The 16,785-nt window shown below is 30.8% G+C and carries 15 protein-coding genes and 1 pseudogene; 13 read left to right on the top strand and 3 right to left on the bottom strand.

All coding sequences use genetic code 11. The annotated features are described in order from the left end of the window. The first annotated feature begins 75 nt into the window (after nt 1-75). On the top strand, nt 76-1,194 hold the full coding sequence (gene dnaN / locus ACXX80_RS13390; protein WP_126459175.1) for a DNA polymerase III subunit beta: 1,119 nt from the start codon (nt 76-78) through the stop codon (nt 1,192-1,194). Between the two features lie 217 nt (nt 1,195-1,411). Here the strand turns inward: dnaN and ACXX80_RS13395 are convergent, their stop codons facing one another. The 3 genes from ACXX80_RS13395 to ACXX80_RS13405 all read right to left on the bottom strand — a co-directional run bounded on the left by ACXX80_RS13395 (nt 1,412) and on the right by ACXX80_RS13405 (nt 5,052). Then, a complete protein-coding gene (locus ACXX80_RS13395; protein ID WP_458553624.1) occupies nt 1,412-3,184 on the bottom strand; it encodes a MutS-related protein in 1,773 nt (590 codons plus the stop codon). Between the two features lie 117 nt (nt 3,185-3,301). Next, entirely contained in the window at nt 3,302-4,135 is an 834-nt protein-coding gene (locus ACXX80_RS13400; RefSeq protein ID WP_315211211.1) for a universal stress protein, read from the bottom strand. An 86-nt stretch (nt 4,136-4,221) separates the two neighbouring features. Further along, nucleotides 4,222-5,052, bottom strand: coding sequence for a universal stress protein (locus ACXX80_RS13405; protein ID WP_458553625.1), 831 nt, complete (start codon nt 5,050-5,052; stop codon nt 4,222-4,224). Nucleotides 5,053-5,229: 177 nt separating this feature from the next. Here ACXX80_RS13405 and mnmE point away from each other — a divergent pair, with 177 nt between their 5' ends. The 12 genes and pseudogenes from mnmE to ACXX80_RS13465 all read left to right on the top strand — a co-directional run bounded on the left by mnmE (nt 5,230) and on the right by ACXX80_RS13465 (nt 16,398). After that, entirely contained in the window at nt 5,230-6,618 is a 1,389-nt protein-coding gene (gene mnmE / locus ACXX80_RS13410) for a tRNA uridine-5-carboxymethylaminomethyl(34) synthesis GTPase MnmE (protein ID WP_458553626.1), read from the top strand. Nucleotides 6,619-6,766: 148 nt separating this feature from the next. Further along, a complete protein-coding gene (locus tag ACXX80_RS13415; protein ID WP_458553627.1) occupies nt 6,767-7,897 on the top strand; it encodes a site-specific integrase in 1,131 nt (376 codons plus the stop codon). A gap of 10 nt (nt 7,898-7,907) precedes the next feature. Then, nucleotides 7,908-8,684, top strand: a complete 777-nt coding sequence (locus ACXX80_RS13420; protein WP_458553628.1) for a hypothetical protein — start codon at nt 7,908-7,910, stop codon at nt 8,682-8,684. A gap of 95 nt (nt 8,685-8,779) precedes the next feature. After that, nucleotides 8,780-9,064 carry a helix-turn-helix transcriptional regulator gene (locus ACXX80_RS13425; RefSeq protein WP_458553629.1) on the top strand — a complete coding sequence of 95 codons (285 nt, stop codon included), beginning with the start codon at nt 8,780-8,782 and terminating at the stop codon, nt 9,062-9,064. A gap of 10 nt (nt 9,065-9,074) precedes the next feature. Next, nucleotides 9,075-10,508 carry a DUF3987 domain-containing protein gene (locus ACXX80_RS13430; protein ID WP_458553630.1) on the top strand — a complete coding sequence of 478 codons (1,434 nt, stop codon included), beginning with the start codon at nt 9,075-9,077 and terminating at the stop codon, nt 10,506-10,508. A gap of 226 nt (nt 10,509-10,734) precedes the next feature. After that, nucleotides 10,735-10,908: pseudogene (locus ACXX80_RS13435) on the top strand (PG0870-related protein); the annotation flags it as partial. Then, nucleotides 10,909-11,787 (top strand): DUF6371 domain-containing protein, encoded by an 879-nt coding sequence (locus tag ACXX80_RS13440; protein WP_458554103.1) that lies wholly within the window; start codon nt 10,909-10,911, stop codon nt 11,785-11,787. It begins immediately after the preceding pseudogene. 270 nt (nt 11,788-12,057) lie between these two features. Further along, entirely contained in the window at nt 12,058-12,720 is a 663-nt protein-coding gene (locus ACXX80_RS13445; RefSeq protein ID WP_458553631.1) for a BfmA/BtgA family mobilization protein, read from the top strand. A gap of 4 nt (nt 12,721-12,724) precedes the next feature. Beyond that, a complete protein-coding gene (locus ACXX80_RS13450) occupies nt 12,725-14,248 on the top strand; it encodes a DUF5712 family protein (RefSeq protein ID WP_458553632.1) in 1,524 nt (507 codons plus the stop codon). Nucleotides 14,249-14,295: 47 nt separating this feature from the next. Beyond that, nucleotides 14,296-14,886 carry a ParA family protein gene (locus ACXX80_RS13455; RefSeq protein ID WP_458553633.1) on the top strand — a complete coding sequence of 197 codons (591 nt, stop codon included), beginning with the start codon at nt 14,296-14,298 and terminating at the stop codon, nt 14,884-14,886. Nucleotides 14,887-14,952: 66 nt separating this feature from the next. Next, complete coding sequence (locus ACXX80_RS13460) at nt 14,953-15,177, top strand: RH3 domain-containing protein (protein WP_458553634.1); 225 nt, start codon at nt 14,953-14,955, stop codon at nt 15,175-15,177. Between the two features lie 285 nt (nt 15,178-15,462). Continuing rightward, nucleotides 15,463-16,398 carry a hypothetical protein gene (locus ACXX80_RS13465; RefSeq protein ID WP_458553635.1) on the top strand — a complete coding sequence of 312 codons (936 nt, stop codon included), beginning with the start codon at nt 15,463-15,465 and terminating at the stop codon, nt 16,396-16,398. Nucleotides 16,399-16,785: the final 387 nt, after the last annotated feature.

Below are 16,785 nucleotides of genomic sequence, written 5' to 3' on the forward strand. Positions count from 1 at the left end.
ATAGTTTACAATATATTTGTAAAATGTATCGTATTTCGGATTTAAAGAAATACCTTAAAAAATAAAACATAACAGATGAAATTTATAGTATCGAGTTCGTACTTATTGAAACAATTACAAGTTTTAGGTAACGTTATCAACAGCAGTAATACTTTGCCTATTTTAGATAACTTTTTATTTGATTTAGACCATAATGTGCTAACGGTTTCTGCTTCTGATTTAGAGACAACTATGTCTGCTACGTTAGGAATTGATTCAGAAAGTAAAGGAAGCGTTGCTGTCCCTGCAAAATTACTTTTGGAAATCCTTAAAACATTCCCAGAACAGCCTTTAACTTTTACGGTTGAAGAAAACAGTACGATAGAAATCAGTTCTAATTCTGGAAAATATGCTTTGGCTTATGCTCCTGGAAATGAGTTCCCAAAATCGGTTAACTTAGATGATCCATCTGTAACACTTGTTCCTGCTGATGTTTTGGCAACAGCCATTAGCAAAACTATATTTGCTGCCGGAAACGATGATTTACGTCCGGTAATGTCTGGTGTATTCTTCCAGTTTTCGCCACAAGGATTGACATTTGTTGCCACTGATGCGCACAAATTAGTAAAATATGCCCGTACGGATGTAACGGCTTCTCAAGTGGCTGATTTCATTATGCCAAAGAAACCTTTGAACATCTTAAAAAATATTCTTGGAACTTCAGATGCTGAAGTGAAAATTGAATATAACGATTCGAATGCTACTTTTTCTTTTGACAATTATGTTTTGATGTGTCGTTTAATTGATGGAAAATATCCAAATTACGAAGCGGTAATTCCAAAAGAGAATCCAAATAAATTAATGATTGACCGTTCTCAATTTTTGAGTTCTGTGCGTCGTGTTGCCATCTTTTCGAATAAAACAACGCACCAAATTCGTTTGAAAATCGCTGGTGCTGAATTGAATGTTTCTGCTGAAGATATTGACTATTCAAACAAGGCCGAAGAAAGATTGACATGTGATTATCAAGGTGATGATATGCAAATAGGTTATAATTCTCGTTTTTTGACTGAAATGTTGACTAACTTGCAATCCGATATGATTATGCTTGAAATGTCATTGCCAAACAGAGCCGGAATCCTTACTCCTGTTGATGGATTAGAAGAAGGTGAAACGGTTACAATGCTTGTAATGCCAGTAATGCTGAATAGCTAGTTCAGTTTAAAATACGCTATTAACCAAACCATTTTTATATTTAAGAAACCGTCCCGATAAATCGGGACGGTTTTTTGCTTTTATTGATTTCATTTTTGTCATTCCAACGAAAGAGGAATCTCATATTGTATTTCCCGCTTCAATGATTAACTAGGATTGCTCATGTTAGTGGGTTTGCTTCGTTCCTCGCAAAGACAAACTGAACTCTGAATACTAATTAAATCACTCCCATTTTCTTCATCAAGAATGTAGCGCTTCTATTTTTACAAATTCCGTCGCGCAGTTTGTAATCAAAATGAAGTTCATTATTGATAATCTCCACTTCAAAACATTTATTGGTTAGTATATTCGGATACTCATTTGTGGTCAAGCAAACTTCAATATCATGTGTTGCAATAGCTCCAATGGCTTTCTTACCAATTACTTTTTTGACCACTTCAATTGTTCCGTTGCGCTTATCATCTGAATTGGTTCCGCGTAATATTTCATCTAATAAGACAAATGCGGGTCTGTTTTCCAATTCGTCCATGATTTGCTTTAAGCGCTTGATTTCGGCAAAAAAATACGATTCACTATCGGACAACGAATCGGATAATCGCATGGAAACCAAAACTGGTAACGGATGCACATTCGCCTGCTTGGCACAAACTGGTGAACCAATTCCTGATAAAACCATATTTATTCCTAAACTTCTCAAAAAAGTACTTTTACCGGACATATTTGAACCCGTTAAAATCATAAACGATTCGGGATGAAAACGCAAATCATTTCCTATTCTGGTTTTTTCATTCAATAAAGGATGACTTAAATCCTTGAAATCTATTTCAAAATTGGTGTTCAATGTTGGAAACACAAACTCGGGATTGTTATACGAAAAATTAGCCAAGCTGTTCAGCATTTCGAACTCACCAATAACTTTTAGCCAATTTTCTAAAGCTTCGTTATGGTCTTTTTTCCATTGAATTAATGATTTTAAAACATGTAAATTAAAAAGAAACGTTCCATTGAATACGATAGCCGTAACGAAATTACTGATGCTGTCCATATTAGAAAACAAACCTGCTAATTGTTTCAAATGAATGCTGGCATTTTCTTTTTTGAACATTAGTTTTTGCTGTAAATCGATTAATTTTTGTGATTGAAAAGATTCGTTTTCAATTTTTTTCAACAGCAAACTATATTGATGAATGGTTTTATCAATGTTAGTAGAATTAGCTACTTCAGCTTGGATTCGCTTTATAAAACGTCCTAAAATCATTAAATTAATAACAAACAAATACGACAAAACAGAAGCAAAAAAAGTATTAGAAGTCACTACATAAGCAATCAGAACTCCCAGAAAAAGAAGTGGTGAAAAATAGGAAATAAAAACACTCATTTTAGACAAAGGCGTACTATTGAATGTACTCCACTTGAGTAGCGTCTCATAATTTGATTGATTGTCATTGCTTACTTTGGCGAAAGCCAAAAATTCCTGACGCCAATCTAATTTTTCGGTTAATTCTTTTACTGCTTGATGATTTCTGGTAATTTCATCATTTGGCAAAATGGATAACAATTGGTTTGCAAATGTTTTTTTACCAATAAAAGTAGCGGTTCTATTCAAGTTTTGAAACAAGGAATGCTCGCCAAAAATATCTAAATCATACGCATACGGATGAAGAAAATCATTAAATTCCTGTCCGTTTTCAAAAGGGATTTTATTTCTTTCCAAATAGGAAATTTCATTTTCATTAATATCGAATAAGGCTTTATTGACTTGCTTTTCGAAAAGTAATTTGGTGTGAATGCGCATCAAGAAAACAAATAGTCCAAAAAGAAAAATAGTGACAACTACAAAAATAATTTGGCTGTTTTTGATGTAATAATAAATAGAAACCAAAAAAAGCACAATAGTAAAAAGTCTTAAAATACTTACACTATTGTACTTTTTATTGATTGCAATTAATGCCGTTGAAAAGCGAATCTTTTTTGCTTTGTATATTTCCATAATTCAATTTGATGAATTGCAAATATAACGAAATAGATTACTTTGAGGTCTAAATTAAAAGGCAATGGCGATGCCAAACTACATAGAAATCAAGATTTCAATTGAATCAACACGGAATCAATCAATGTGAATAGCTAAAATTGGGATATCAAAATTTGTAGCTATTTTTTTTGTTAAACTAGGTTTGAAAATCCCTTCAAAAAAACCTCTTTTATACGTCAGCATTGTCAAGACATCTACTTCTTTATACATTATAAAATCCAGAATTGTTTCTTTGACTTCGTCGCTATTGATAACAAAAAACTCAATGGGTTCATTAATGAATTCATCTTCCCACTTAGCGACTGTATCTTTAGAGACATCAGAATCACTGGTTTTTACATAAAGACATTTCACTTTGGCCTTTGTTTTTTTTGCTATATCCAAAACCATCTTTAGTGCCTTTTTATCTTTGGTTCTAAAACGGGTTGTAAATCCTATAATTTCTGTTTTTTTGAATTTTGCTTCAGCAGGTACACATAACATTGGAACTTCTATTCCAGAAATTACAGCTCCTGCATTAGTACCTACAAAAAAAGCATCCCAACCTGTAGCTCCGGAAGTACCCATTATTACAAAATCTATTTTGTCTTCTTTAATCGATCTTTTGATGTTAAAAAGTAAATCTCCATCCATAAGCCTATGTGACATTTTAATTTTATCCAAATGGCGTTCTTCGGCTATAGCGCGCAATTTTGGGATTTCATCCTTAAACATATCAAACTGAGACAACTCTAAAGAATCATAAATGACAGCATAATTTTCAGGAAAAAACTGATTGTCATATATTGGCAGTTCAAATGTGTGCAATAAAACGAGTTCACCCTGAACTATTTTTGCGAATTCTAAAGCATGGACAAATGCATTTGCAGCCACTTCAGAAAAATCTGTTGGAAATAGAATTTTTTTCATTTTATTAAGTATTAAAATAGTTCGTTTATTAAAATAAATTGCTGAATTATTTTTTTCGATTATTTAAATAAATATCGAAATTAAATTCATTCGTGGATCGCCAAAATAGGTACATTGACATGAAATGCTAATTTTTTTGAAAGACTGATTTCAAATAATTTTTCAAAGAAATTTTTATGATATACACGCATCGCAATCATATTAATTTTATACAAATCAATGAAATTCAAAATAATACCTTCAATATCATCCCCTGAAATTGAATGTAAAGCAATATTATGGTTTTTAATTAATTCATTCCAATCTTCCATATCGTTTTTCTTATTTTTATGATGTAGCGGTTCTACGTGTAAACAATCAATATGTGCCTGAAACACTTTGGCAAAAGCCATAACGCGCATAAAAGATTCAATATCTGTAGAATTATATTCAGTAATATAAAGTAAATTTTTTATAGGTTGGTATTTACAGCGCTCAGGAATAGCTAAAACAACTGCTTTTACATCATTCATTACTTTTGTTGCAACAGTTCCTAAAAAGGTTTCTTTTAAACTGGTCGCACCTTTAGTTCCCATTACTATAAAATCTATATTTTCATGTTTAGTAATTTTTTGGATTTCCTCAATCAAATTACCCAAAATTAAAACATGACTTATTTTTACCTTATCTAAATTATTTTCTTCGGCAATATGCCTTAAAATGGGAACTTCATCTTTGTAGTTATCAAAATTACTCAACTCCGTAACATCATAAATTTCATGCAAGTATTCCGAAACATTTACATAGTTTGCCTGTGGCAGTTGATAAACATGCATAGTAATGATTTCAGCATCTATGGAATCTGCCAATTTTAATGTGTAAATAAATGCATTTTTGGATACCTCTGAAAAGTCTGTTGGAAATAAAATTTTTCTCATAACATATAGTAATTTACTACAAATCAATAATCTATATAAAATTACGAAAGAAAAAATAAATTAATATGATAATTATCAGTTTGGCGAATTTTTAACAAAAATAAAGTTACTGGTTTAACAAGCAGGTCTTGTTGCGTTATCAATTTTACTTACTTTTGCATTAAATTGAATTTTAATATGATACCTCACGATTCCATAGTGGCACTGGCAACTCCTTCGGGAGCGGGTGCTATAGCCGTAATCCGAATTTCCGGCCAAGATGCCATTACTATTGGAAATTCTGTTTTTAAATCCATCAAAAACAAAGAATTAACGACCCAAAAAACGCATACCTTACATTTAGGACATATTATAGACGACTCCAAAACTTTGGATGAAGTCCTAGTGTCTATTTTTAAAGGACCAAATTCCTATACTGGCGAAAATACGATAGAAATTTCGTGTCATGGTTCTACTTATATCCAACAGCAAATTATTCAATTATTGCTTCGAAAAGGCTGTCGAATGGCTGATGCCGGTGAATTTACATTACGCGCATTCTTAAATGGAAAACTCGATTTGTCACAAGCAGAAGCTGTTGCCGACTTAATTTCATCTGATAATGAAGCTTCACACCAAATTGCGATGCAGCAAATGCGTGGTGGTTTTTCTAATGAAATAGCTAAACTAAGAGAAGAACTCTTGAATTTCGCTTCACTTATCGAACTCGAATTAGACTTTGCAGAAGAAGATGTAGAATTTGCTGACCGAACCCAATTTCATGAATTATTGAATCGAATTGAATTTGTCCTAAAACGATTAATCGATTCATTTGCAGTAGGAAATGTGATTAAAAACGGAATTCCTGTGGCTATTGTGGGTGAACCCAATGTAGGGAAATCGACACTTTTGAACGCTTTATTGAATGAAGAACGCGCCATAGTTTCGGAAATTGCTGGAACAACGCGTGATACTATTGAAGACGAATTAGTGATTGGCGGAATCGGATTTAGATTCATCGATACGGCTGGAATTAGGGAAACTGAAGATGTAGTAGAAAGCATTGGAATCAAAAAAACATTCGAAAAAATAGAACAAGCACAAGTAGTCGTTTTTCTTTTTGATAGCTCTGAGTTTAAAGTTTCTGGTTTAAAGTTGAAAGTGGAACTTGAAAAAATTAAAAATCAATTTCCATTAAAGCCACTTGTAATTATTGGCAATAAAGCTGACAAATTAGAAGAAAGTGAAATCCAGAATATCAAATCTGAAATTGCGGAAATCTTACTTATTTCAGCAAAAGAAAAACTAGGCGTTGAGGAGTTGAAGAATCAATTACTTTCATTTGTTAATACTGGTGCTTTACGAAATAATGAAACAATCGTAACTAATACAAGACATTATGATTCATTACTAAAAGCTTTAGATGAAATACAAAAAGTAAAATTTGGTCTTGAAACAAACTTATCATCAGATTTGATGGCATTAGATATTAAAGAAGCTTTGTATCAGTTTGGGATGATTACCGGACAGGTGACTAATGACGAATTGTTAGGGAATATTTTCGCTAATTTCTGTATCGGGAAATAAAAGCACTTTCTTTAAGTATTCTTAACTTTCTATAACTTGACTACCATTGATTTAGCTGTGTTTTAGCTTTCTTGTAATAACTTTAATTCATACATTTGTCACACTCGATGTACACCTCAGGACAAAAAAGGTGTAAAAATGTACACCTATGAATATTACTTTAAAGAAAAAGAAGTTAAAAAATGGTAAGTTCAGTCTATACCTTGAGTACTATAAGGGTTCTACTCTAAACTTAGATGGCAAAAGGATTCATTTAAGAGATTTTGAGTATCTAAAATTATATCCAAATCAAGATCCAAAGACTGCTGCTGAAAAAAAAGAAAATAAAGAAATTGACACTTTAAGTGAACAAATATTATCTATACGTAAAGCGGAATACTTTCAAGGTAAATTTGACATCAAAAACACTTCCAAGTCAAAAAGATTGTTTTTAGATTACTTTATAGAGAAAACAGAGGAAAAAATTGACTCTCCTAAAAACTACGGTAACTGGACGGCAACTTCTCTGCATCTAAAAAGATGCATTTCATCAAATCTAACATTTGATGAAGTTGATGAAAACTTTGTCAAGCGAGTGCGTTTATACTTTGACAAAGAAGCTAAAACAAAAAGTGATACTCCTTTATCACTTAACTCAAAATATTCTTATTACAACAAGTTCAAAGCCTGTCTAAGGGCTGCGTTTGATGATGGCTATTTATCAATAAATTATGCTTCGAAAACAAAATCATTTGAACAAGCTGAAAGTCAAAGAGAATATCTAACGCATCAAGAGCTACAATCACTAGCTAGTACTCCTTGCAAATATGAAGTTTTAAAACGAGCCTTTATCGCTTCTGCATTATCAGGTCTTAGATGGTCTGATATCAATACACTTGTCTGGTCAGAAATAAGAGATGAAGACAATGGTGTGAGTAGAATAAATTTTCGGCAACAAAAAACTGAAGGAGTTGAATATCTTTATATTTCAAATCAAATAAGAGAGTTGTTTGGAGAACGACAAGACCCCTCAGAAAGAGTTTTTAAAGGCCTAAAATACAGTGCTGTGTACAATAATGAAATAGTACGCTGGTGTAATCGAGCAGGAATATCAAAACATATAACGTTTCACAGTGCCAGGCACACGAATGCAGTTCTTTTACTTGAAAATGGAGCTGATATATATACCGTTTCCAAAAGATTAGGACACCGCGAAATACGCACGACAGCAATCTATGCTAAAATTGTTGACCAAAAAATGAAAGAAGCTGCTAACTTAATCCCAAACATTAATATTTAAATTTTCTTCTATGGAAACTCTAAGTTATTTTATAGTAATATTCATTTTCCTGTGTCTTCTGTCAATATTTATTATTGTTATTGAATATTTTAGTTCTATTCTTTTAGATTGGTTATTAAAAAAAGAATATAGATTTTTTTCATTTTTATTTTTATCCCTTATTAGTGTGAGTTCATATTCTACCTACCTCTTAATAAAACCATCTACTGATATTCTTTATTGCTATTTTTATGTATTGGTAATTACTTTCTCAACATTAGCATGCTTTTTCATTTTTTTTAAAATAAGAAAAACTGCGCATCCTCAAGGAAGATTAACAACTAATAGTATATGTTCAAGCGAAACTATACTATTAAACAAAGAAGCCCTGGTTACATATAATGACAAACTTATTGGAAAATTAAACGACGAGAATATTTCGAAAGATCCGAAAAAAACAAAAATCATAAATTACAACTCATCTTTTACTATTAATCAGCTTAACTATTTATGGACAAAATTTAGAGAGTATGGAATTATTGATGATAATTATTCAAAAGATGATTTTTGCAAAAATTTTCTATCCAATCCAATTATGTTGACTCTGAATGCAATTAGTTTATATTATTTACGCAAGGAAGTAATGAAAATAGTTGGCGAAAGAATAAAAATATCTGATTTTATTATTTATTTTAGAGATCAAAATAATAATAAATTTATTAGCGGTTCTGTTAGAAACGGCAGCAGAACTCCAAATCATAAGCTCCTGATAGAGTTTGAAAATATTTTTACGAATTTCCCCATATGAACTTTCATTACATGTAACGAATGTAATCTCGCAAACACTTGTCTTTAGTGATATTTGCTACCATAATGATAAAATAACAATATAAAAAGTTACTTATGGAAAGCAATGCGATTATTCAAAAATTAAGCCAATTAGAGAAACTTATAATTGGGACAAACAAACAAATCTTCACAGTTGATGATGTTGTAAACTACACTGGGTTTTCTAAAAGTTATGTTTACAAGCTTGTACATAACAACATACTCCCCTACTCGAAACCTAACAATCGAACGTTGTTTTTCACTAAAACAGAGATTGATGAATGGTTACTTCAAAACAAATCAAAATCGATCTCTCAGATTGAAAAAGAAGCTGAGAATTATGTAAACTCAAAAAAATAGTTTTTGAGTTATGATGGATCTAAAAAACAATACCCTTCTTACTAAGGAAAGTAAAAAGGGTAAAATAATCTTTGATTCGCAAAGCAAAGATATAGAAAAAGAAGGACAGATTGATATCGTTGATCTGGAAATAGATTTTTTGAAACATAAAGAAACCAACGGAAACTTATTCCCAATACAAATTTATCCTAAGGCTATTCAAGAAATCATTATTGAGATACATAATAAGCACCTCTTTCCTATAGATTATCTTGGTGCAGGCATCCTTTCGGCTGCTTCCGCCTCTATTGGTAAATCACATAAACTTGAAGTAAAACATGGATGGGAAGAAAAAGTAAACTTATTTATGGTAATTGTAGGACAACCAGGAGACGCTAAGACACAAGCTTTAAAATTTTGCTTCAACCCCATTCAAATCAAAGAAAGTCAATTGTTTGCTGAATATGAAAATCAATTACTTGAATACGAAAAAAATAATTCTGAAAATTCAGATACTAAAAACAAGGAGAGAAAACCAATTTTAAAGAGATATTTATTAAGTGATTTTACTCCTGAGGCATTAATTCTAAATCACAGTTACAACAAACGAGGTATTTGCATCTATGTGGATGAATTAAATGGATGGTTAAAGAATTTTAACCGTTACAATAGTTCTGGTGAAGCTGAAACCTATTTAAGTTTATGGAGCGGAACACAGATAACAACCGATAGGGCTTCAGGTAAATCATTGAGACTAGAAGATCCATGTTTAAGTGTTATCGGTAGCACTCAAATTTCGGTTTTAAAGGATTTTGGAAAAGATGGAAGATTAACTAATGGTTTTATGGATCGATTGCTCTTTGTTTACCCAAACGATGAAAAAGTATTACGTTGGAATATAGAACAAGTGAACAAAGTGCTTTTCAATAATTACACCACACTCATTCATAATTTAATTGATCTCGGTGATAATGATCCTAGCATATCTAATGTTTTCACAATGGAAACTGAAGCAAAAGAATTCCTATTCAGATGGCAAAATAATAGACCCGACAAGTTTTTATTTGACTATGAACGAAGCGTAGAAATAAAACTACAGCAATATGTTTTAAGATTTGCATTAATTCTTCAATTGATTAACTCAACAGTAGAAAGTAAATCTACAAACCAAGTGAATATCTATTCAATCAAAGGTGCTATTCAATTATTTGACTATTTCTACCATAATGCTATTCAAGTACGAACAGAGATTTTAAAAAAAAATTACTTTGAAACTCTAACTGAGCTTCAAAAAAATATTTTAAACGAACTCCCAAAAACTTTTACTACCGCAGAAGGATTAATAATAGCTTGTAAATTGATTGATGGCAGACCTCGTATATCTGACAGGCAATTCAAAACTTACTTAAAAGACCTAAAATTATTCAAAAGACTTGCATATGGGAGTTACGAAAAAATAGTATAGACTTCACTCTCTTCATTCTCTTCATTCTTACATGTAAAAGACTGAATTGCATCAATTTAAAAAATGGTATTTGTGCAAAATTAGTGAAGAGAGTGAAATTCGACAGCTCACTAATAATAATCAAAGTGAAGTCAAAATGAAGCCAAAATGAAGTAATATACCTTACTTAAAGCCTTACCAATGCTGGAGAGTGAAGAGAATGAAGAAAATGAAATCATAGTAAATTATGCATAAATATTCATTACATAAAAAATCAATAAAACACCTGTGCCCAAACTGTAATAAAAAAACATTGGTACTCTATATTGATGTCGAATCAAACGAATATGTTTCTAACATAGTTGGAAGATGCGATAGAGAAATAAATTGCGGCTATCACTACACTGCAAAATCTTATTTTATGGATAATAACATAGAATACAAAATTTATGTGCCTTACGGCGCTAAATCAGAAAAACCAAAGCAAATTTCATATCACAACGAAAAGGAATTGCTGGAGACCTTAAAATACTATTCAGAAAATAATTTCATATCCTTTCTATTATCAAGATTTGATATTCAAAAAGTAGAAAAAGTAGTCAATGATTATAAAATAGGAACCGCCAATTTCTGGCATTTCGGAACTGTATTTTGGCAAGTTGATTCAAACAAGAAAATCAGGGGTGGAAAAATGATTATTTATAGTAGATCAGGTAAGAGGACGAAATACATAAATTGGGTTCATTCGATACAAATAAAATCGAATGAAATAAATGATTTCAATCTCAATCAATGTTTTTTTGGAGAACATTTAATCAATACTAGCAACAATACAATTGCAATAGTTGAATCCGAAAAAACGGCTTGTATTATGAGCTTATTATTCAAAAAATACTTGTGGTTAGCAGCAGGTAGTTTGAATGGGTTAAATGAATTAAAAATGGAAGTTCTAAAAAAACGAAAAATTATTCTATATCCAGATTTGGGTGTATATGGTCCTAATGGGAGTCCGTTTAGTATTTGGAAATCTAAATGTGACTATTTTAAAAGTAAAGGCTTTGATATTCAAATTTCCGATTTATTAGAATTAAAAGGCACTATTGAGGACAGAGCTAATGGTTATGATATTGCGGACTATTTTTTAAAAAACCTTACTTACAACCCAAAAAAAATTAATTCAAATGAACAAAATGTAATAAACAAACTGTATCAGAAAAATAAAAATTTAAAAATTCTAATAGACATTTTTGATTTGAGAGATCACTATGGCAATGCAATTACATTACCTGTAAAAGATTAGCTAACAGAGCTACGGAACTAACTAAGTTTCTGATTAAGGAGTTCTTTACAAGAGTAAAAAGACTTAAATGAATGCTTGTTAAGTGGTAGTGAAATTAAAGATAGAATTTGAAGATATGAGGGAGCAAGAGGGGATTGCGCTACACGACAATCCAAACTACAACTGACTGATTTTTAATGTTTTAATTTATTTTAGTCTTAACAAATGCGTGCAATCTTTCTCCTTTTTTACTAAAAAAGACAAAAATCAACTAATAATCAACACTTTACGATGAATAATAGTAAACATAATTACATGCAGAAGGATGTAAACATCAGAATTAGTAACGAATGTAAAACCCAGCTTGATTGGTTGAAAAAAACTTATTCGTTTACAACTTTTAACGACTGCATTTCTCAAATCCATTATTTTTTTAAGGTAAATAATATAGCTCCGAACGAACAAATCTCAAACATGTTTTTGAAAAATTTCGAAGAATTAAAATTTGAAATCAATATTTTAAAAAAGGTAATGAAAGACGATTTTAAAGCGAACGAGAAAATTTTAAAAATAAGCGAGAGAGATATTTTGACTCCTATGAGCCGAAAAATAAATGCTCTTTTTGAAAATAGAAACATTCAATCTATTGATAAAAGAAACGAATCTTTGATTGAAAAAGCGGAAGAACCTAATAAGATTTGGGAGCTAGATAAAAAAATAATTAGCCTCACACGGGACTTATCATCGAAAAATCAACTGCTTATTTCCATGGAAAAAACTATAGAAGGAATAAATGAGGATTTGGGATTTTACAGAAGATTACACCAAATATTAAGGGAAAATACAAAAATAGAAAAGCAGCTTATCAGTAAGGATAAAGTGGTAATTGAATGGGATATTGACGATTGGAAAGATATTTTAGAATATAGAGAAGTCTTTAAACGAAAACGATAAAATCATGAATATAAAATTTATCGCGCACGATGCCAAATCAAGTTCCAGTTGTTCAGGGCTTGTTGAGTATTTGAATAAGGAAAACGAAATCGACACTGACAAGGTAAGACTACAGGAGAATTTTTTCAATCAAGAATATACAGAGTCACAACCATTGCAAAATATAGAAATGGATGATGTCAAAGATGCTATCGATTCGAATCGAGGTTCACGGAAACTAAAAGAATCTAATTTTTACATGCTAAATATTTCGCCGAGTAAAGATGAATTAAAACACCTAGAAAAAATTGCAGTTGCCGAATTAACCCAAAGAGGATACGATAAAAACAGTCCTGTTCATGAAGAAAGCAAACAAGAGCTTATCAAAATGCAATTGAAGCTTTACACCAAAAATCTAATGTCTGAATATGCTTCAAATTTCGAAAGGGAGGTCTTTATTAACCCCCACAAGATTCCGAACAATGATGAAAAGAAAGCTCTAGAAATGGAAACTAATAAAATTTACAAAGACTACTTGAAAGAAAGAGGAATAGAGATCAAAGAGAATACAAATCCGAAAGAATGGAAGGAATTGAAAGATTTGAAAATTATTTCGGAAAATAAAAAATCTTTGAAAGTTGAACTGAGTTTGGAAGGTTTTGGATGCAAAGAGGTTTCTATTCCAAAAATACTTTTACATGAACAAAAAAATGGAACCTATAAAATTCCTCAAACATTGTATGATAACAAAGTAAAAGAAGCAATTGAGAAAGAATACGGAACCAAAAAAGAAAGTATTTACAAAGACCTCGCCCATCAAAAAGGGTTCGATTTGAGCAAAAGACAGCTTACAGGGGATGATTTACTTTGGTATGGAAAAGTAGAGACACAAAGGCATTACAACCACAAAGACAGGGAAGTAATAAGAAATAAGGAGCTTTTACGAGAAATTAAAATCGAAAAAAATAATCCTGAAAAAATAAAGGAATTGGAAGCCAAACTAAACAGAGATCCATTTACCAAGGAAGTAATCAAACACGACACTTTGAAAGGTGGCGACAACTTTCACGTACATGTTTTAGTCTCTAGACATGATAAAACCAATCATAACGCACGGGATAAAATATCACTGTCTCCCTTGTCAGCCGCAAGGGACAAAATGCTTTTAGCTGGAAAAAATCAAGTTGGTTTTAATCGCAGTGCTTTTTTCAAAACCGCAGAGCAAACTTTCGATAAAAAATTCGACTATGCCAGACCCATTCACCAATCGTATGAATATTTTAATGATAAAAAGAACAATTATAAAATTGAAAAGTCCGAAAAAGAATTAGGAAGTAAAATATCCAATGGAGTAAAGAACGAGGCTAAAAATTTCATATTTAAGTACACTGGGTTAAATGAGGTAAAGCAACAATTGAACCCAATTCAAAGTATAAAAGAGCAAATCCCATTTGCTAAGATACCGACTAGTTTCCCAAAATCCATAACGGATTTGTCAATAAAAGTTGTGAGGAAAATTCTTGATAGTGGTAAGGATTTGGGCTACTAATCCCCTCGCTAAGTTTACAAAAATAATAACCGTTTAAATTTTAAAACATGCCGAAAATTATATTAATAACACACCAAAAAGGTGGAGTTGGTAAAAGCACTCTTACTTTTAATCTTGCACAAAATATTGCTGCAAATTCTAGAGTTGCTGTATTAGATTTTGATTTACAAGGAAGTTTGAGCCAATTAGAAGAATTGGTTACTGATTTTAAAATAATTCCCTATCAAGATAAATTGGAAAGTATTTTGGAACTGCAATATGATTTTATATTCATAGACACTCCCCCTTATTTATCTAATCATTTAGCTAAACTGATTTCAATATCAGATTTAATTATTGTGCCAACTAAAGCCGGTATTCTAGATCTGCTTGCCATAAAAAGTACCCTTGCCATTATTGAACAAGAGAAAAGAACTATAGATACCTTGGTTGTTTTCAATATGATAAAACCAAACACGACTTTAACCCTAGATATTTTAATTGGCTTAGAAGAATATAACGTGAAAACAGCTACTACGCATATTAGTGATTTGGTCGCTTTTACACGCTCAGTTCTGTTAAAAGGGGTTTCAAATGATAAAAATGCACAAAAACAGATTGACCAACTTACAGAAGAAATTTTAACCAAGCTAATATGATTATGAAAATATATAAATCTATAAATCTATAAGTCTATAAATCTATAAAAATACAAATCCATCATTATGGAAAAACAAAACATCAATGACCTAATTAACAAGGCGAAATCAAGTAATCAACAAAAAGCAATTCAAAAAATTGTTCCTATTGTTACCAAAGAAATAGAAGAAGTCCAATTTTCTTTTTATATTGAAAAAGAACTACTTAAAAAGTTAAAGCTTAAAGCCCTGCAAGAAGACACTAGTATGAAGCAAATTGTCAACGAGGCTCTAAAATCATTTCTTATTTAAACTCGACCTTTGATAGATTAATTATTTAAAAATAGATATCGCTCTTTAAAAACTTTGACTAAATTTGAAACCAATATAAAATGTAACAAAATACAGTTTTAGAAATAAAAATATAAAGTGTTTAGCTTTTGAATTAGTACTATAAAATCTCCAAAATTAATAGCACGCTAATATCAAAACTAAGACGCCCATGCCTAGCGTGGGCTGTTCTTGTTTGGTGTGCTGGTGTTTGGAGATACCTATAGTGCTAACAGGAGACAGTTCCACGCTTTTTTTAAAAACGTCATGGGAAATATAAACGAAAAAATCTCTAATATTCGAGTTCAAGTTTCAGAAAAATGTACTGAAAGAGAGAAATCAATCATTGAACTGTACTGGAAGTTTAATGGTTTTGAATTTTTAAATACAGCCAAAAGTATCATGGAAACTTTTGAAATTTCTCAAAGTCAGCTAAACAAACTTATTTCTTCACGTGGTTTACTAATGTTTTCAATTCCTTGTGGGTCTTGTCCTAAATTTGATGATTTTCAAGCATCTAGTAGATTGAATTTTAAATCAATTATAAATCAAGCATTGACAAGTAATCTTATTTCAACTTATAAGTGCAGCTTTTGCATCAGTAAAGAACAGGAAGAAGCTTATTTGAAAAATGTTCAAGAACAAAAAAAAATAAATGAAAATTTAGAAAAAGCCATTGAAACTGAAAATTGGCTACACCTTTCTAATTTTCAAAAAGGAATGCTATGTAATTGCTTCAAAATGAATTTTGTTGAATTAAAAAAACATTATCGTCCCATATTAGGTTCAGATAATTGGATTCTATTTATTGAATCATTGGAGACTATTGAGTCTTATAATCTTTTGAGTTTACAAAGAGACTCAACCACGAAAGAGATCATAAATTATCGCTACTTAGATAAACTAAATAGTTTTAAAAATGAAATTTCAATAAAAGAAGCTACTGCTAAAAGCTCATTTGATATAGATATTGAAACAAATGAATTAAAATTTAGATTAACCACTAATAAAGATCAACATTACCCTGATCGACCTTCACATACAGGAACTATAATCTTCAATCAAAAAATAGTCATTGAACCTGGATTAGAATATATTTATGGACTATGGCCAAGAGCCAATAACAATCTATATTTAACTTTGATACCACAAGAGAATTTAGAAAGGTTGCCAACCTATGGAAGTTCGCGTAAAAGGAAATAATTGCAAAAATTGAGTTTCCTTTTGATTGGTAAAAAAAAATACATTTCTATAAAACTAGATTTATAGAATTATATAATTCTAGTTTTATAGAATAGAAAATATACTGCAAACTACAGAAATCCAAAAGCCTAACAAAATATTTAAAAACATTTGGTTCAGTCTTTTCCTTATCATCGTACTTTTCAATTAGTTCATAACTCAGTACCATATTCATTTAAGAAAAATAAATAGAAGCGTAATGCTTAAAAACTATTAACTTTTAGTAATCTTTATTAGCTTTTATCAACTTTAATCCTTTCAGATTAAATTGATTTTTTGTATTATTGTAGTTAAATATTTATTTTTTTAAAATTTTTCTGAACCCACTTAAATTGCAGTAAATTAGAA

The organism is Flavobacterium sp. GNP002 (assembly GCF_054343795.1).